The 16,702-nt window shown below is 73.0% G+C and carries 17 protein-coding genes; 9 read left to right on the top strand and 8 right to left on the bottom strand.

Going from position 1 to position 16,702, the window contains the following annotated elements; all coding sequences use genetic code 11:
- Positions 1-32 precede the first annotated feature (32 nt).
- The 4 genes from argC to ACZ3IJ_RS03015 are packed head-to-tail and all read left to right on the top strand — an operon-like array spanning position 33 to position 4,409.
- Entirely contained in the window at positions 33-1,070 is a 1,038-nt protein-coding gene (gene argC / locus ACZ3IJ_RS03030) for an N-acetyl-gamma-glutamyl-phosphate reductase (RefSeq protein ID WP_467465902.1), read from the top strand.
- Positions 1,067-2,218: a bifunctional glutamate N-acetyltransferase/amino-acid acetyltransferase ArgJ gene (gene argJ, locus ACZ3IJ_RS03025; protein WP_467465901.1), complete on the top strand. Its 1,152-nt coding sequence runs from the start codon at positions 1,067-1,069 to the stop codon at positions 2,216-2,218. The genes argC and argJ overlap by 4 nt, the downstream gene beginning before the upstream one ends.
- 20 nt (positions 2,219-2,238) lie before the next feature.
- Complete coding sequence (gene argB, locus ACZ3IJ_RS03020) at positions 2,239-3,222, top strand: acetylglutamate kinase (RefSeq protein WP_467465900.1); 984 nt, start codon at positions 2,239-2,241, stop codon at positions 3,220-3,222.
- Positions 3,219-4,409 (top strand): acetylornithine transaminase, encoded by a 1,191-nt coding sequence (locus tag ACZ3IJ_RS03015; protein WP_467465899.1) that lies wholly within the window; start codon positions 3,219-3,221, stop codon positions 4,407-4,409. The genes argB and ACZ3IJ_RS03015 overlap by 4 nt, the downstream gene beginning before the upstream one ends.
- 78 nt (positions 4,410-4,487) lie before the next feature.
- Here the strand turns inward: ACZ3IJ_RS03015 and ACZ3IJ_RS03010 are convergent, their stop codons facing one another.
- A complete protein-coding gene (locus tag ACZ3IJ_RS03010) occupies positions 4,488-6,287 on the bottom strand; it encodes a coiled-coil domain-containing protein (protein WP_467465898.1) in 1,800 nt (599 codons plus the stop codon).
- Positions 6,288-6,387: 100 nt separating this feature from the next.
- Here ACZ3IJ_RS03010 and ACZ3IJ_RS03005 point away from each other — a divergent pair, with 100 nt between their 5' ends.
- The 5 genes from ACZ3IJ_RS03005 (at position 6,388) to ACZ3IJ_RS02985 (ending at position 10,423) form a co-directional block, all read left to right on the top strand.
- Positions 6,388-7,485, top strand: a complete 1,098-nt coding sequence (locus ACZ3IJ_RS03005; RefSeq protein WP_467465897.1) for a hypothetical protein — start codon at positions 6,388-6,390, stop codon at positions 7,483-7,485.
- Between the two features lie 120 nt (positions 7,486-7,605).
- A complete protein-coding gene (locus ACZ3IJ_RS03000) occupies positions 7,606-7,920 on the top strand; it encodes a hypothetical protein (RefSeq protein ID WP_467465895.1) in 315 nt (104 codons plus the stop codon).
- Between the two features lie 332 nt (positions 7,921-8,252).
- Positions 8,253-9,515 (top strand): CHAT domain-containing protein, encoded by a 1,263-nt coding sequence (locus tag ACZ3IJ_RS02995; RefSeq protein WP_467465894.1) that lies wholly within the window; start codon positions 8,253-8,255, stop codon positions 9,513-9,515.
- A gap of 3 nt (positions 9,516-9,518) precedes the next feature.
- Positions 9,519-9,800: a hypothetical protein gene (locus tag ACZ3IJ_RS02990; RefSeq protein ID WP_467465893.1), complete on the top strand. Its 282-nt coding sequence runs from the start codon at positions 9,519-9,521 to the stop codon at positions 9,798-9,800.
- Entirely contained in the window at positions 9,797-10,423 is a 627-nt protein-coding gene (locus tag ACZ3IJ_RS02985; protein ID WP_467465892.1) for a hypothetical protein, read from the top strand. The genes ACZ3IJ_RS02990 and ACZ3IJ_RS02985 overlap by 4 nt, the downstream gene beginning before the upstream one ends.
- A gap of 2 nt (positions 10,424-10,425) precedes the next feature.
- On the opposite strand, the gene ACZ3IJ_RS02980 is transcribed toward ACZ3IJ_RS02985, so the two are convergent.
- The 7 genes from ACZ3IJ_RS02980 to ACZ3IJ_RS02950 all read right to left on the bottom strand — a co-directional run bounded on the left by ACZ3IJ_RS02980 (position 10,426) and on the right by ACZ3IJ_RS02950 (position 16,654).
- Positions 10,426-10,950: a GNAT family N-acetyltransferase gene (locus ACZ3IJ_RS02980; RefSeq protein ID WP_467465891.1), complete on the bottom strand. Its 525-nt coding sequence runs from the start codon at positions 10,948-10,950 to the stop codon at positions 10,426-10,428.
- 89 nt (positions 10,951-11,039) lie between these two features.
- Complete coding sequence (locus tag ACZ3IJ_RS02975; protein ID WP_467465890.1) at positions 11,040-11,786, bottom strand: 4'-phosphopantetheinyl transferase family protein; 747 nt, start codon at positions 11,784-11,786, stop codon at positions 11,040-11,042.
- Positions 11,780-12,007, bottom strand: coding sequence for a hypothetical protein (locus ACZ3IJ_RS02970; RefSeq protein ID WP_467465889.1), 228 nt, complete (start codon positions 12,005-12,007; stop codon positions 11,780-11,782). The genes ACZ3IJ_RS02975 and ACZ3IJ_RS02970 overlap by 7 nt, the downstream gene beginning before the upstream one ends.
- Positions 12,004-13,584, bottom strand: a complete 1,581-nt coding sequence (locus ACZ3IJ_RS02965) for an amidohydrolase (RefSeq protein ID WP_467466258.1) — start codon at positions 13,582-13,584, stop codon at positions 12,004-12,006. The genes ACZ3IJ_RS02970 and ACZ3IJ_RS02965 overlap by 4 nt, the downstream gene beginning before the upstream one ends.
- Before the next feature lie 15 nt (positions 13,585-13,599).
- The gene (locus ACZ3IJ_RS02960) at positions 13,600-14,478 is read right to left on the bottom strand and encodes an ABC transporter ATP-binding protein (protein WP_467465888.1); all 879 of its coding nucleotides are present in this window, start codon (positions 14,476-14,478) and stop codon (positions 13,600-13,602) included.
- Positions 14,475-15,581, bottom strand: a complete 1,107-nt coding sequence (locus ACZ3IJ_RS02955) for a FecCD family ABC transporter permease (protein ID WP_467465887.1) — start codon at positions 15,579-15,581, stop codon at positions 14,475-14,477. The genes ACZ3IJ_RS02960 and ACZ3IJ_RS02955 overlap by 4 nt, the downstream gene beginning before the upstream one ends.
- On the bottom strand, positions 15,578-16,654 hold the full coding sequence (locus ACZ3IJ_RS02950) for a FecCD family ABC transporter permease (protein WP_467465886.1): 1,077 nt from the start codon (positions 16,652-16,654) through the stop codon (positions 15,578-15,580). The genes ACZ3IJ_RS02955 and ACZ3IJ_RS02950 overlap by 4 nt, the downstream gene beginning before the upstream one ends.
- Positions 16,655-16,702: the final 48 nt, after the last annotated feature.

The following is a 16,702-nucleotide window of genomic DNA, read 5'->3' as shown; positions in this document are numbered from 1 at the left end:
CAGCCCCACACGCACAGGGAGAGACGAAGAAGATGACCGTACGGGTCGCCGTGGCCGGTGCCAGCGGCTACGCGGGCGGAGAGATCCTCCGCCTGCTGGACGCCCATCCCGGAGTGGAGATCGGAGCGCTCACCGCGCACAGCAGCGCGGGCCGCCCGCTCTCGTCCGTACAGCCGCAGCTGGCCGCGCTCGCCGAGCGGGTTCTCGACGAGACCTCGGCGGAGACCCTGCGCCGGCACGACGTGGTCTTCCTGGCCCTGCCGCACGGAGAGTCGGCCGCCCTCGCGCGGGAGCTCGCCCCCGAGACGGTGGTCGTGGACTGCGGAGCGGACTTCCGGCTCCGCGACCCCGCGGCCTGGGAGCGGTTCTACGGCTCCGCCCACGCCGGCACCTGGCCCTACGGACTGCCGGAACTCCCCGGGGTGCGCGAGGAGTTGAAGGGCGCCACCCGGATCGCGGTGCCCGGCTGCTACCCCACGGCGGTCACCCTGGCGCTCTTCCCCGCCTACGCGGCCCGCCTGGTGGAGCCGGAGGCGGTCGTCGTCGCGGCCAGCGGCACGTCGGGCGCCGGACGCGCGCTCCGGACGCACCTGCTCGGCGCCGAGGTGATGGGGTCCATGAGTCCGTACGGAGTGGGCGGCTGCCACCGCCACACCCCCGAGCTGACCCAGAACCTCTCCCTGGTGGCCGGCGAGCACGTCACCGTCTCCTTCACTCCGACCCTCGCCCCGATGCCGCGCGGCATCCTCGCCACCGGCTCGGCCCGGCTCCGCCCCGACGCGGCGGCCGCACCGGAGGACGTGGTGCGCGCGGTCTACGAGGCCGCGTACGCCGACGAGCCCTTCGTCCGTCTGCTGCCGCCCGGGCAGTGGCCCTCGACCGCGGCCGTGCTCGGCTCCAACACCGTCCAGGTGCAGATCGCCGTGGACCCGGACGCGGGCCGCCTGATCTGTGTGAGCGCCATCGACAACCTGGTGAAGGGCACCGCGGGCACCGCGGTGCAGTGCATGAATCTCGCCCTCGGCCTGCCGGAGTGGCTCGGCCTGCCCACGAATGGAGTGGCTCCGTGAGTGTGACCGCTGCCCGTGGATTCCTTGCGAGCGGCGTGGCCGCAGGCATCAAGGAGTCCGGTGATCGCGATCTCGCCCTCGTGGTGAACCGAGGGCCGTCGCGCACCGCCGCCGGCGTCTTCACCTCCAACCGCGTACAGGCAGCGCCCGTACGCTGGTCCCGCCGCGCCCTGGCGGACGGCCGGCTCACGGCCGTCGTCCTCAACTCCGGCGGAGCCAACGCCTGTACGGGTCAGGCCGGCGCGGTCGACGCGCTGCTGATGGCCGAGCGCACCGCGCGGGCGCTGGACGTGGACCCGCACGACGTGGCCGTGTGCTCCACCGGCCTCATCGGCGTCCGGCTGCCGATGGAGCGGGTCACGGCCGGCATCGACACCGCCGTGGACCGGCTGACGGACGGGGGCGGTGAGGACGCAGCCGTCGCCATCAGGACGACGGACTCCGTGCACAAGACGGCCGTGGTGTCCGGGGACGGCTGGACGGTGGGCGGCATGGCCAAGGGTGCGGGCATGCTCGCGCCCGGTCTCGCCACGATGCTGGTCGTCCTCACCACGGACGCAGACCTCGGCGCGGACGCGCTCGACGCGGCACTGCGCCGGGCGGTGCGCACCACGTTCGACCGGGTGGACTCCGACGGCTGCATGTCCACCAACGACACCGTGCTGCTGCTGGCCTCGGGCGCCTCGGAGGTCGCCCCCGGCCTCGCGGAGTTCGCCGAGGCCGTGCACGCCGTCTGCCTCGATCTCGCCCGGCAACTGGTGGCGGACGCCGAGGGGGCGTCCAAGGAGATCGAGGTGACGGTCGTCGGCGCGTCCTCGGAGGAGGACGCCGTCGAGGTCGGGCGCTCCGTGGCACGCAACAACCTCCTCAAGTGCGCGCTGCACGGGGAGGACCCGAACTGGGGCCGGGTGCTCTCCGCGATCGGTACGACGTCGGCGGCCTTCGATCCCGACCGGCTGGACGTGGCGATCAACGACGTCTGGGTGTGCCGGAGCGGCGCGGCGGGCGAGGCCAGGGACAAGGTCGACCTGTCGGGCCGGCGGATCACGATCACGGTGGACCTGCGCGCCGGCGACTCATCGGCGGTGATCTGGACCAACGACCTCACCGCCGAGTACGTCCACGAGAACAGCGCGTACAGCTCATGAAGGGGCAGGGGACCACACGGATGAGATCGCTCGCCCCGGAGCGCGCCGACGCGCCCGCCGGCCGGACGACCGGCACGGCTACCGGCCCGCGTGCCGCCGGGACGCCCTGGCTCGAGGAGCTCCAGGGCCGCACGGTGGTCGTCAAGTTCGGCGGCAACGCCATGGTGGACCCGGCGCTCCACCGGACGTTCGCCCAGGACGTGGTGGAGCTGTGGCACGCGGGGGTGCGCCCGGTCGTCGTGCACGGCGGCGGGCCGCAGATCAGCGCGATGCTCGACCGGCTCGACCTCGAGACCCGCTTCGAGGCGGGTTTACGCGTCACGACGCCCGAGACGATGGAGGTGGTCCGCATGGTGCTGACGGGCCAGGTCCAGCGGGACCTCGTCGGCGCCCTCAACGCCCACGGGCCGTTCGCGGTGGGCATGTCGGGCGAGGACGCGCACACCATGACGGCGGTGCGACGCCCGGCCTGGGTGGACGGACGCCCCGTGGACATCGGCCTCGTGGGTGAGGTCGTCGCCGTGGATCCAGGAACCGTACGCACGCTGCTCGACGAGGGCCGCATCCCGGTGGTCTCACCGGTGGCACGCGGCGTGGACGGGGAGATCTACAACGTCAACGCCGACCTCGCGGCCTCGGCACTGGCCGTCGCGCTCGGTGCCGAGCGGCTGGTGGTGCTGACCGATGTCGAGGGCCTGTACGCGGACTGGCCGCGCAGCACCGAGGTGATCTCCCGGCTCACGGCCGCCGAACTGGGCGCCCTGCTGCCCGGGCTCACGAGCGGGATGCTCCCCAAGATGGAGGGGTGCCTGCGAGCGGTCCGCGAAGGGGTCCGCCGGGCCCATGTCCTGGACGGCCGGGTGCCGCACGCGCTGCTGTGCGGCGTCTTCGCGGAGGCGGCACCGGGTACGACGATCGTCCCCGACCCCGTCGCCGGGGCCGAGGAGCTCCAGACGTCACAGCCGTCCGGGGAGACCCGGGTGACCGAGGAGGCCCGCGCATGACGACCGCCGACGGCGCCGCACCCCTCGCGCACCGCTGGAGCGAGGTCATGATGGACACCTACGGCACGCCGCCGCTGGCGCTCGTCCGGGGTGAGGGCAGCACGGTCTGGGACGAGTCGGGCGGCGCCTACACGGACTTCACCGGCGGGATCGCGGTCACCACGCTCGGCCACGCGCACCCCGCCGTCGTCTCGGCCGTCACGGCGCAGGTCGGACGGCTGGCGCACGTGTCGAACCTGTTCGTCTCCGAGCCGCCGGTGGCGCTGGCCGAACGGCTGCTCGCCCTCCTGGGCCGGCGGGAGCGCGGACGGGTGTTCTTCGCCAACTCCGGTGCGGAGGCGGTCGAGGCCGCCTTCAAGATCGCCCGCCGGACGGGGCGCCCTCACCTCGTCGCCGCGCAGGGCGGTTTCCACGGGCGCACGCTGGGGGCGCTGGCTCTCACCGGCCAGCCGGCGAAGCAGGCACCCTTCCTGCCGCTGCCCGGCGATGTGACGCACGTGCCGTTCGGGGACGTCGAGGCGCTGCGCGCCGCCGTGACGCGGGACACCGCGGCGGTCGTGCTCGAACCGGTCCAGGGCGAGGCCGGAGTCGTCCCGGCACCGGAGGGGTATCTGCGGGCCGCCCGCGAGATCACCCGGGCGGCCGGGAGCCTGCTCGTCCTCGACGAGGTGCAGACGGGGATCGGCCGCACGGGCCGCTGGTTCGCGCACCAGGCGGACGCGGGGGTGGATCCGGACGTGATCACCCTCGCCAAGGGGCTCGGCGGCGGGCTTCCGATCGGCGCGACCGTCGCCTTCGGCCGGGCCGCGGAGCTGCTGGAGCCCGGGCAGCACGGTTCGACGTTCGGCGGCAACCCGGTGGCGTGCGCGGCCGGTCTGGCCGTGCTGGACGCCATAGAGGCCGAGGGGCTGCTCGCCCGCGTCGTACGGACGGGTGAGCGGCTGCGCCGCGGCATCGAGACGGCGGCGCATCCCCGGGTCGCCGAGGTCCGGGGTGCGGGCCTGCTCCTGGCGGTCGTCCTCACCGAGCCGGTCGCCGCGTCCGTCCAACGGGCCGCGCGGGACGCCGGGTTCCTGGTCAACGCGGCGGGACCGGGCCTCGTACGCCTCGCTCCCGCCCTGACGGTGACGGAGCACCAGGTCGACCAGCTGGTGAAGGCGTTCCCGTCGATCCTGGACGCCGCCTGACGCCCACCGCGCCACCTGCACGCGGGCGGCGGGCCCTGAGCCGTACCGGCCGGCGGGGGCGCCGCCCGCGAGCGGTGATCAGGGGCGACTGGGCGGACGGTCGAGCCGCTCACGGACCGCGATGAGGCGCCGGGCGAGCTCCGGGGCCCGTTCCCGCACCTCGGTGAGGTCGGAGCGCAGATCCAGCAACTGGGACCACAGGACACTGCGCCCCTGCTCCAGCAGCTCGACCGAGGTCTCGGTACGCTCCGCGTCGAGGGCCGCCGCTGCCGCGTCTCCGGCGAGTCCGCGCCATCGGGTGAGGAACCTTTCGCGGTCGGAGCGGGCCGCCCCCAGTGAGACGAGAATCCTTTGCAGGGCGATGGCCTGGCCATATGCCTCCAAGGCCGAGGCGTCCGAGCGTCGTTCGGCGAACCGGGCCCATTCGACCGCCGCGGCCAGACGTGCCTCGGCCCGTCCCGTGGGTGCCGTGGCCCCTGCGCGCCACACCTCGATCGCCTCCCGTGCCGAGTCGGCGTCGCCCGTGAGGTCGGACCGTGCGGCCAGCGCCTGCCCCAGGGTGTAGCGCAGGTTCACCGTGGCCTGGGAATCGAATTCGAGCCCTTCCCTGCACAGGTCGATCGATTCGTCGAGGTCCTCCACGGCCCTGGTGAGGTTGAACCGGGAGAGCAGGTAGACGGCCAGGTTGTGCACCATCTGTCCCAGGGCCGGATGGTCGTTGACGTCCCGGGCCCTGCGAGCTGCCGAGATCGCCTCGTCCAGGGCGGCCGGAGAAGCGGTTCTGGAATGCCGCTGTGCCGCGACGTGGCTGAGCGTGTCCAAGGCGCGGGCCTTGAGCGGGTGGGCGGTGGGGGCGAGGCCGACGGCCTCGCGCGCAGCAGCCTCGGCAGACCGGAAGTCGGCCTCGGCACCTTGCTGCCGATAGCGCTCGCTCAGGCTCAGAGCGAGGTTGATCAGCCGGTTGGGCCGGGCCTGGTGCTGCGGGTCGGTCCGTTCCACCGCCTCTCGGAACGAGGCGATCGCCTCGTCCAGGTCCTCCGAGGTGCCCATCTCCTGATGCCGCTGGGCCAGGCAGGAGCCGAGATTGGACAGAGCCGCCCCCGCGTCCGTATCGACGCTTGTCACGGCTTCGCGCGCGAGCAGGACGGCTCGGTGCAGGTCGTCGAGCTTCCCGAGGGTCCGGTACCGCTGGAGCACCGCCGAGCCGTGGTGACCCACGCCGTCCGTCTCTCCGCCTTCGGCCGCCATCCGGCCCTGTTCGATAGCTTCGTCGATGTCCGCGTGAGAGCCGGTGCTCTCGGACCGCTCGCGCAGCGCGGCGCTCAGGTACGACCGCCAGCGGGGCAGTTCCGCGGGTGCCTCGCCCTGGAAGGCGACGGCCGCCTGACCGTGGGCCACGGCCTCGTCGATGTCGGCGCGGGCCCCGGTCCGGCTGTACTTGACCCGCAGGAGGTAGCACAACTGTGCGTGGAGCGGCAGCCGGGCGGCGTCCGGAAGACCGCCGAGGGAAAGGGGCTTCTCGCACAGGTCGATGGCGGCGTCCAGGTCGCCGGGATCGCCGGTGCGGCTGTTCCTGTGCTGGAGTACGTCGGAGAGAGCGCACCGCAGTGATGACGACAGGTGGGGATCGGTGGTGAGCGCGAGCGCCTCGCGTCCGGCACGGAGCATCTTCTCCTCGTCCTCCGACCTCCCCGCGACGGCCCACCTCTGTCCCGACAGCGAGCAGCGCATCGCCGCCAGGTACGGCCGGCTCACATGGTCCCGAGGGACGATGGCGGAGGCCTCCTCGTACCCGTCGACAGCGGCGTTCAGATCCGCCGTGGCGTTGGTGTGTTCGTAACGGAGGACGCGCAGGTCCGCACGGAGCGAGCAGTGCACCCCCCTGCACGCTGTGCCCCGCGCGTCCCGACGACGCGCGGTTGTGGACGCTCATGGCGCGCGTGATCACGTCGATCCCCTCGTCCACGACGGCTTGATCGTGCGTGGCCCGCGCCAGTTGGGTCAGGGCTCCACCGAGGGCGTTGAGTCCCTCGACGCCGCCCTCCAGGGCGGCCACCCGTGCCACCTCGACGGCCTCCCGGATCTGGTGTTCCTCACGGAGCGAGCCGTCCGCCGCCCCGGCCAGCACCGTGGCCAGCTCCGCCCGGAAAGAGGTGAGCAGCGGATGTCCGGCCTTGAGGGTGGCGATGGCCTCACGCAGGAGTCCGGCCGCTTCGTCGAGCAGCTGCTCGTCCTTGGTGAGCCGGGCGAGCAGATGCAGCGAGCGGCCCAGCCCTGCCTCGACGACAGCGACGGGAGCCTGTTCGCCCGGCACTTCGCCCCGATACGCCTCCAGAGCCTGCCGCCCGGCGGTCACCGCAGCGTCGAGCAGCGCCCGGTCCGGCTCCGACTTGTAGTGCAGGAACAGCTGTTGCCCGAGTTCGTGCAGCGTGGTCATCCTGCCGGGCTGCTCCGCCGGTACGAGAGCGGCCATCCGCCGGGCCGTGGCGGTGGCCTCCCTCATCAGCCCGACATCATCGCGTTCGCGTGCCAGCCGGCTGAGCAGACCGGTCAGCCGTGCGAGCGCGACGACTTCGCCGAGCCGGCCCCGGTACCCTTCCGCAGCCGCACGGGCGAGACCGAGGGCCGCGTCCCCCTGACCAGACTCGGCCATGAGCTCGCTCAGTTCGGACCGCCACCGGGCGGTGTGCGCGCCTGTTGTGCCACTCGCGCGGATCGCGTCACGGTAGTGCCGCTGGGCGGCTGTCGGATCGCCGAGCGCGGCCAGGGCGGCGCCAAGCCGCCCACTCGCCTCCGCACCGCCACCGCCCGCCACGGCATTCCTGCCGGCTCGGACCGCCTCCTCCAACGCCTCGCGGTCGTCGTCGAGACGCCCCGACTCCACGAGGTGCGCGCAGAGCTCCATGTGGCCCACCACGGTGTGCGGTCCTTCGGGTGCTGCGGCGAGGGTCTCGCGCCACAGGGCGATGGATTCGACGAGCCACGGACGGAGCCCGGTGGTGCGGTAGAGGTCCCCGGCGGTGACGGCCACGAGACTCAATGCGGCCGCGTACCGCTCGGGGGCGGACTCCCTTAACCCGTATGCGAGTTCCTTTCCCACCGGCATGCTTGCCTCGAGGGCGGCCGGATCCTTCGTGATCTCGTACTGCCTCCTCAACTCCTGGAGGAGTGGGGCGAGGACGGCTGGGCGGTGGGCATGGGAAGCGGGCAGGGCGTCGAGCAGTCGACCGAGCGCGGCGACGAGTTCGGCACGGACGTCGTTGCCGCCCCCGTCTCGAACAGCGACGTACAGCAGCCGTACGAGGTCCTCGAGGCGGGCGGCGAGGTGCGGCGAGTCGGCGGGAGTGAGGCGTACCGCCCGCCGGGCGGCGCGCAGCGCCTCACTCAGCACCCTCGGTTGTTTCGTCCCCGTAGACAACGACACCCCAAGGACGCGCACGAGATGGGTGAGTACGAGACCGGCGGTCGGGTCATGGTCGTCGAGGTGGCTCACCGCCGCGCGAGCCGCTGACACCGCCCTGGCCAGCATGACCGGCTCGCCGAAAGCGCGGTGGCAGGTGTGCAGGGCCTGGCTCAGGTTGTGGAAGACCGTCGACCGCGCGGGATCGTCCTCGGTGCACAGACGAGCCGCGCGGTCCAAGCTCGCGACGGCTTCCACCAGTTGTGCGGGGTCGCCGCTCTCCAGTGAGCGGGCGAAGGCGGCCGCGCCTTCGCCCGAGAGCAACGCCGCTTCGCTGAGTTCGCCGTTTTCATCGGAGTACGTCATGACGAATCCCCCGTCCTTGTCCGGCCTCGGGCCGTAATGTTCTTTTGTAGCGGGCCGCTTGGGGGGAGCGTGGGCCAATGAGCGAAGAGCTGGACGACCGGATCGCGGCAGCAGCCGAGTGGGAGGCGCTGCTCGGGGAGATCCGCGGTGTGGAAGGGCTGGAGAACTTCCTGCGGCCGCTGCGGATCGACACGCTGAGACCCGCGGCCGACGGGCCGGTGGTCATTCTGAATGTCGGACGCGAGCGCTGTGACGCCCTCGTCGTGTCCGGCGACGGCGTGCGTTCCCTGGAGTTGCCGGGACTGACCCGTGCCGAGGTGGAGCGGGAAGCCCTGGACTATCTGCGCATGGTGCAGGGGTTGGAACGAGCGCAGGCAGAGGTCTCGTCCCTGCGTCGCCGACTGCTGGAGGGTGTTCCGGCTTCGGAGGACCTGCACGCGTATCAGGATGCCCAGCGGGTACTCGCAGAGCTGCGGCTCGTGACCGAGGCGGGCCTGCGGGGCACTCTCGGCCGGCTGTGGGACCGGGTCGCCGGCCCGGTCCTGGCCGGCCTGCGGCTCGCTGCCCGACCGGACGGGACTCCGCCCCGGCTGTGGTGGTGCCCCACCGGACAGCTCGCGCTCCTCCCGCTCCACGCGGCCGGTCATCACGACCAGCCCGGTCGTAGTGTGCTCGACTCGGTCGTATCCTCGTACACGCCGTCCTTACGTGCGCTGCACCATGCCAGGCGGCGTGGGGTGGCGGACGGCGGTCGCATGCTCGTCGTCGCGATGGAGCAGACGCCGGGACAGGCCCCGCTCCCCAACGTGGCATCCGAACGGGCTCTGCTGAGAGGCCTTTTCGGTGAGAACCGGTGCACGGTCCTCAGCCAGTCGGAGGCCGTCACCGGGGAGGTCCTGGCGAACCTGAGGACTCATCAGTACGTCCATTTCAGCTGTCACGGCACCCAGAATCTCAACATGCCGTCCCGCGCCGGGCTCCTGCTCGCCGATGGCATGCTGTCGGTGACCGACCTGCTGGCGGGCCCTCTGGAGACGGACCTCGCTTTCCTGTCCGCGTGCAAGACCGCGACCGGTGGCGTGTGGCTCTCCGACGAGATGATCACGCTGGCGGCGGCGCTCCACCACGCCGGATGCAGGCATGTGATCGCCACTCTCTGGTCCGTGTACGACCCGGCCGCTGCATTCGTCTCCGACCACGTGTACCGACAGCTGAAGCGGGACGACGGGCTGGACACGGACGCCGCCGCCCGCGCACTGCACTCCGCCCTCGTCCGGCTGCGCGACCGCCACCGCGACCGGCCGAGCGTCTGGATCCCCTTCACCCACACAGGACCTTGAAGCGTGAGCCATCTTCCCCTGCAGTACCAGTTGTCGAACGATCCCTCCTACGCCTCGACGGCGGCCGCGGTGTTCACCGTCGAGGACTACGGCGACGGTGCCACGGTACTTCGCGGGCCGTGCCCGCGATGCGGCGTCTCCCTGGAGATACCCGCCTTCGACGAGGTGGTCCGTGGCGTCGGCGGCGCCGACCCTCTGCTGGTGGTCTGCGACTGCCGCGAGGAACACCCCGGACGCCCGGACGGCCGCACCGGATGCGGTGCCTACTGGAACTTCCTGCTGTGACCCGCCGACCGAGGCCGGGCCCCGCCGCGACACCCGAGGACCTGCGCCGCGCCGAGGAGCGGGAGGAGCTGATCCGCGGCGAACTGCCCCGCATCAGGTCCGCCGCCCTCGCGTGGCGCAACGGCCTGGGAGCCCTGCTCGCCGGGCTCGTCGGGTTCGGCCTCGTGAAGGGCCGGTCCGACGTCGGCCAGCTCGCCGAGGGCTGGTCCGAGGCGGTCGGCGCCATGCTCCTCGCGGCGCTGGCCTGCGGCGGCTGTGGTGCGGCCCTGCTGCTGCGGGCGGCACACGGCCGCTTCGGCGTCGTCCCGTTGCGTGACCTGCCACCTGCCGCCGTCCGCGCCCACTCAGAGGCACTGGACTCGGTGGTCGCGCTCAGGCGCGGCGTCGTCGCCACCTCCGCGTGCGCGGCGCTGCTCGTCGCAGCGGTGGCCACCACCTGGTACGGGCCGCCCCGTGACGAGCCGGCGCTGCGCGTCGAACACGGCTCCACGACGACCTGCGGGACGGTGGTGCGGATCACCGGGGGAACGCTGGTCCTCAAGACGGAGAGCGGCGAGGTGCCGGTGCCGTTGAAACTCCTCGGCGCGGCCAAGCCGGTGGCGTCGTGCGCCCCCAAGCAGTGACGTCAGGGATCGGACCGGACGGCGCGGGCCAGGATCCGGGCGTTGCGGCGGGGGTCGAGGGAGCGGGCCCAGGCCGCCGGTGCGAGGTCCGCGCGGGACGGCGCGAAGCCGTGGCGGAGGAAGAGATGGCCCCCGCCGGTCGTGGCCGTGAACAGGGATCGGAGGGACTCGTTCCCGGCCCGCGCGAGGGCGGCCGTCAGCAGCCGTGCTCCCAGGCCGCATCCCTGACGGCGGCCGGCGACGCAGAAGTTGTACAGGACGCCCGCCCCGAGCGGGTGGGCGCGGAGGCCGATGCAGCCGTCGAGCGTGCCGCCGGGGGTCTCCGCGACGAGAAAGTCGGCGGCCCGGTCGGCGTACAGGGAGAGCGGGCGGGCGCGAAGGGCTCCGGAGCGGACGAAGGGCCGCGAGAGCGCGGCGAGTGCGGAGGCGTCCTCGGGCCGGGCGGGTCGCAGGGAGAGCGGGGGATGGCCGGGAGTGGCGGGTACGCGAGGCGACAGCGTGGCCTGGCGCGGCGGGGCCGTGGTCAAGGCTTTCCTTCCTCGGTTCCACCGTGCGCGAAGGGGCGGTGGGGTCGCCGCCCAACCCGGTGGAACAGTCGAACTAAGGGTAGCCTTGGCTAAGTTGAGGACCAAGTCGACGCGTCCGGAGCCGGCCCGCCCGCCGACCGGACGGCGCACGCCGCCGCGTATCCGGGAAGCACGGGCACGTCGCTCACCGACCAGCCGGGTACAGCGGCGGGAGCGGCCCCCGCCCCCACGCGGGTGACGGAGGGATCCTCGCCGAGGCCGATGCCGACGCCCTTGAGGTACGCCTCCTTACGGGCCCAGCAGCGCCCTGTGGCGACGGCGCGGGCCGGCTCCGGCAGGGCCGCGAGCTCCGCCCGCTCGACCGGGTGGAGCAGCCCGGCGACCTCGGCCGCCACGTCCGGGGCCGGTACCGCCTCGACGTCGACACCCACCGCCGTGTCCGCGAAACCCAGCAGGACGACGTCGCCGGAGTGGGAGAGCGAGAAGTGGAGCGGAACGGACCGCAGGGCGGGGGCCACGGCCGGGCGGCCGTGCGGGCCGCCGCACCCGGGACACGCCTCGCGGACGTAGCCCACCTTCGCCGGGTCCGTGTCCAGGTACGCGCCGAGGAGCTGCCGCAGAGCGACATGGGCGACGCGGTAGCGGGCGCGGTCGGCGGCCCGTACGAAGCCCTGGAGGCGGGTCCGTTCGCCCTCGTCGAGCAGCTCGCGCAGGTCGTCCGCCCGCGGCCCGTACGCGCCCACGGGCACGATCCAGAGCCGCGGCCCCTGACCGGACCGCCAGGGTCCCGGCAGCGGGTCCTCGCCCAGGCGGGCCGGGGTCGCCCCGGTCAGCACGGACGGCCCGGGTAGTCGTGGCTCTCGGGCGCACCGGCCTCGCGCATCCGGCGGACGACCTCCGCCAGAGCGGCGTCGTCCACGTCGACCGGAATGTTCAACTCACGGTCGAAGACGAGGACTTCACCCTCGCGGACGTGCCAGACGACCCAGCGGGGCGGAACCGCGGGGACCTCCCACAGGTCGGAGTGGACTGCCAGGGCGTCGGTCCGCCTGTTCACAGCTTCCGCCCCTCCGTCGCCTCTCGTCCGTCCACGAAGGTCGCGAGGACCTCGATGTCGCCTATCCGCGAGGGGTCGACGCGGTGCGGGTCGTCGCCGAGGACGACGAGGTCGGCGCGCTTGCCGGGGCTGAGCGTGCCGGCGCTGTCCTCCCAGCGGCAGGCGTACGCACCGGCGACAGTGTAGGCGCGCAGCGCCTCGTCGACCGTGATCGCCTCGTCGGGGCCGATGAGCCGCCCCGAGACCGAGGCACGTTCGACCATGAACTGGACGGCCCGCAGGGGCGATCCGTCGGTGACGGGCCGGTCGGAACTGCCGACGAGCGTCACCCCGTGGTCGAGGAAGCCCCGGCCGCGGTACATCCAGGGCGCACGCTCGGGGCCCATGATCGTCGCGTAGTCGTCGCCGAAGTAGCGCAGGAAGTTGGGCTGGACGACGGCGCTGAGCCCGAGCCGGGCGAAGCGCGCGAGCTGGTCGGGCCTGATGAGCCCGGCGTGCTCGATGCGGTGGCGCGCGTCGGTGCGGGGTCGCAGCTCCTGGGCCCGTTCGACGGCGTCCAGGGCGAGGTCGGCGGCCCGGTCGCCGATGGCGTGGACGGCGAGCTGCCATCCGGCGAGGTGGCCGTCGACGATGAGGGAGGTGAGGCGCTCGGGGTCGTCCTGGAGCTGGCCGGTGTGGTCCATGCCCTCGTACGGGGCGGTGAGCGCGGCCGTACGGGCCATCATGCCGCCGTCGGTGTAGATCTTCAGGGCGCCGACGGAGAGCCAGTCGTCGCCGAACCCGGTGCGCAGGCCGAGGTCGAGCGCGCGCGGGATGCCGTCGCGCTCGTGCGCGCCCTGCGGCCGAAGCGTGTCGCCGCCGGGCATGAGCTGGACCCTCAGCGGCAGACGGCCCTGGTCCCGCAGGAGTTGGTACGCGCCGAGCTCGACCGGACTGTGCCCGAGCAGGCCCCCGCCGATCCCGGCCTCGGCGCAGGCGGTGACGCCCTCGGCGAGGCACACGCGGGCCGCGTACTCGATGGCGTCGGCGAGCTCCTCCTGCGCGTACGGCAGCCGGAGCCTGCGTACGGCGCCCATCGCGCTCTCCACGAGGACCCCGTTGTCGTGCGGCACCTCCGGCGGGAGCAGGTCGAGCACGGCGCTGTTGACGACGCAGGCGTGACCGGAGTCGTGCATCACGAAGATCTTGTGGCCCTGGCCGACCCGGTCGAGGTCCTCGGCCGTCAGGTGCCGCCCGAGGGTCCGCTGGTCGTACCCGCCGATGCTGACCCACGCGCCGGGGGTGTTCCTGCGGGAGGCGGCCTCCGCCACGACGTCGAGGACGTCCTCGACGCGGTCGAGGCCCGCGATGCTCGGGGAGCTCGCCCTGAGGCCGGTCCAGGACAGGTGGACGTGGTTGTCGATGAAGCCGGGCAGGACGGTGGCGCCCTGCAGGTCGACGACCTCACGGGCCGGCAGGGAGGTCACGGCCTCGTCGAGGCCCACGATCCTGCCCTGCCAGATGCCCAGGTCGTGGGCGACGGGGTGGTCGGGGTCCATGGTGAGGATGCGCGCGTTCGTCAGCCTCGTGCAGAGCATCATGCGCAGTCCGTCCTAGGGGGTCTCGGCGAGTACGGCGTCGTCGGCCGCGTCCCAGGCCGGGGCGGCGTCGGGCTCGGGCTCGAAGCGCCGGGGCGCGGCCGGGATCATGAGCGGGGTTCCGGTCTCGGGGTCGTCGATGATCCGGCACGGCAGGCCGAACACGTCCTCGACGAGGTCGGCGGTCATGACGGTGGCCGGGTCGCCCTCGGCGGCGATGGTTCCGCCGGGTCGCATCACGATCAGGTGCGTCGCGTAGCGGCACGCCTGGTTGAGGTCGTGCAGGACCGCGACCACGGTGTGGCCCTTGCGGGCGTGCAGCTCGGCACAGAGGTCGAGCACCTCGACCTGGTGGGCGATGTCGAGGAAGGTGGTCGGCTCGTCGAGCAGCAGGATGGACGTCTGCTGCGCCAGCACCATGGAGAGCCAGACGCGCTGCCGCTGACCGCCGGAGAGGTCGTCGACGGGGCGGTCGGCGAGCTCCAGCACACCGGTCTGGCGCATCGCCTCGACGACGGCCGTCTCGTCCTCGGCGGACCACTGCTTCAGGAGCCGCTGGTGCGGATAGCGGCCGCGGGCCACCAGGTCGCCGACGGTGATGCCGCCGGGAGCGCTGGAGGTCTGCGGGAGCAGACCGAGCCGCCGGGCCACCTCGCGGGAGCGGTACGAGGCGATGGCCGCGCCGTCGAGGTAGACCTGCCCGGCCTTGGGCCTGAGCATCCGCGCGAGCGCCGTGAGCAGCGTCGACTTGCCGCAGGCGTTCGGTCCGACGATGACCGTGAAGGAGCGGTCGGGGATGTCGACGCTCAGGGACGAGGCGACGGTCCGCTGGTCGTAGGAGAGCGTCAGCTCCTCGGCGCGGAGCCGGGGCTGCGGGGCGTTGGTTCCAGTCATGCGCGGCTCTTTCGCGACTCGGTGATCAGCAGCCAGATGAGGTAGAGCCCGCCGATGGCGCCTGTCGCCGTGCCGACCGGGAGGAGCGCGGGCGCGAAGACCCGTTGCACGACGAGGTCGCTCACGACGAGCAGGAGGGCGCCCATGAAGGCGGAGGACAGCAGCGAGGGCGCGGAGGACGCGGTGAGTCTGCGGACGACCTGCGGCGCGGCCAGGGCGATGAACCAGATGGGGCCGGTGACGGCGGTGGCGAACGCGGCGAGGGCGACGCCGATGACGAGGAGGACCGTGCGCGTGCGGGCCACGTCGACGCCGAGGGCCGTCGCCGTGATGTCGCCCATCTCGACCATGGCGAGCCGGCGCGAGAGCAGGAGGGCCGGCGGGAGCAGGACGGCGAGCGCGATGCCGATGGCGTTGGCGTGCGTCCAGAGCCGGTTGCCCAGGCTGCCGATGAGCCAGGCCTGGGCCTCCTGGGCCTCCTGGAAGGTCGCCCGGGTGATCAGGTACGAGTTGGCGGCGAGCAGCAGGGCGCTGACGCCGATGCCGATGACGATCAGCCGGAAGCCCTGCAGCCCGCGGCCGATCATCAGGAGATGGACGGCGAGGGCCGTGGCGAGGCCGCCGACGAGCGCGCCGAACGCGATCTGGGTCATGCTGCCGTGGAGCAGGATGATGACGACGAGCGCGCCCACGGCCGAGCCGTTGGTGAAGCCGATGATGTCGGGGCTGCCGAGGGAGTTGCGGGTGAGGCTCTGCAGGATCGCCCCGCTCACGGCGAGGGCCGCGCCGACGAAGACCGCGGTCAGCAGGCGCGGCATCCGCAAGGTGTTGACCACGAAGTCGGCGGCGCCGGACCCGTTTCCGGTCAGCGCCCCGACGACCTCGCCGACGGTGAGCGGGAAGTCGCCGGTGGTCAGGGTGATGCCCATGACGACGACCAGCAGGGCGGCCAGCAGGGTGGTGACGGCGAGGGTGCGGCCTTGGACGCGGAGCGAGACCGCGCCCGTCCGGACGACGCGGCCGCTGATGACCCGGGGGGCCCGGGGGGCGTGGTCCTTGGTGGACACGGGCACGGAGCCGGTCGACTCCCCTACGGCGCTCACAGCATGACCAGCTTTCGACGACGGCACAGCGCGATGAACAAGGGGGCCCCGATGAAGGCGGTGACGATGCCGACCTGCACCTCGCCCGGCGCGCCGAGCACGCGGCCGATGACGTCCGAGCCGATGAGCAGGACCGGGGCGAGGACCATCGAGTACGCGAACACCCAGCGCTGGTCGGCCCCCACGATGAAGCGGGCGATGTGCGGGACGGCCAGGCCGACGAAGCTGATCGGACCGACGGCCGCGGTGGCCGCCCCGCAGAGCAGCATCACGGCGACCGCGGCGAGCACGCGGGTCCGGCCGACGTGGACGCCGAGGGCGCGGCCCATCTGGTCGCCCATGGCCAGGGCGTTCAAGGAGGGGGCCAGCAGGAAGGCGACGACCAGCCCGACGACGACGAACGGCACGACGAGCAGGACGATGTCGTAGTACCGGCCCGCGAGGGACCCCACGGTCCAGAAGCGGAACTGGTCGAACGCCTCCGGATCGAAGAGCAGGACCGCCCAGTTGAAGGCGTACAGGACGGCGGTGACCGCCGCGCCCGCGACGACGAGCCGGTCGGGGGTGGCCAGTTTCCGCCCTGAGGAGCCGAGGAGGTAGACGCCGACCGACGCGACGGCGGCGCCGGCGAGGGCGAACCACAGGTAGCCGAGCGGCTGGGCGACACCGAGGAAGGCGACGGCCACGACGACGCCCGCGGAGGCGCCCAGGTTCACGCCGAGCAGTCCGGGGTCGGCGAGCGGGTTGCGGGTCAGTGCCTGCATCAGGGCCCCGGAGAGCCCGAGGGCCACGCCGACGAGCAGTCCGAGGAGGGTCCGGGGGATCCGGTACTCATGGACGATGGTGGCGGCTTCCGAGGTGTCGGGAGCCCAGAGAAGGTCCCAGGTCGCGGCGAACGGGATGCCGCGGGTGCCCACCCAGACACTGAGCAGCGAGACGAGGACCAGTGCGCCGAGCGACACGAGCAGTCCGAGGCTCCGCAGGGCCATCGCGGCCGGACGCGCCGTGGGCGCGACCGGATCGGCGGGACCCGCGCTCTCGCTTCCGGGCGCCGCCCGGGTTTCGACGGACAACGACCACTCCCCTGGCGGCGGAATCGAGCGCTCCGCGAGCGGCGCGAA

This window comes from Streptomyces sp. NPDC013317 (assembly GCF_055563155.1).
Note: the sequence above shows the minus strand (reverse complement) of the source record. Positions and strands in the feature narration are given on the sequence as shown.

Bases quoted from the DNA above. Each gene is read 5' to 3' on its own strand.
- ACZ3IJ_RS02965 (WP_467466258.1), bottom strand. From the start codon at position 13,584: ATGCTCTGCACGAGGCTGACGAACGCGCGCATCCTCACCATGGACCCC.
- ACZ3IJ_RS02995 (WP_467465894.1), top strand. From the start codon at position 8,253: ATGAGCGAAGAGCTGGACGACCGGATCGCGGCAGCAGCCGAGTGGGAG.
- ACZ3IJ_RS02960 (WP_467465888.1), bottom strand. From the start codon at position 14,478: ATGACTGGAACCAACGCCCCGCAGCCCCGGCTCCGCGCCGAGGAGCTG.
- ACZ3IJ_RS03015 (WP_467465899.1), top strand. From the start codon at position 3,219: ATGACGACCGCCGACGGCGCCGCACCCCTCGCGCACCGCTGGAGCGAG.
- ACZ3IJ_RS03000 (WP_467465895.1), top strand. From the start codon at position 7,606: ATGGGAAGCGGGCAGGGCGTCGAGCAGTCGACCGAGCGCGGCGACGAG.
- argC (WP_467465902.1), top strand. From the start codon at position 33: ATGACCGTACGGGTCGCCGTGGCCGGTGCCAGCGGCTACGCGGGCGGA.
- argB (WP_467465900.1), top strand. From the start codon at position 2,239: ATGAGATCGCTCGCCCCGGAGCGCGCCGACGCGCCCGCCGGCCGGACG.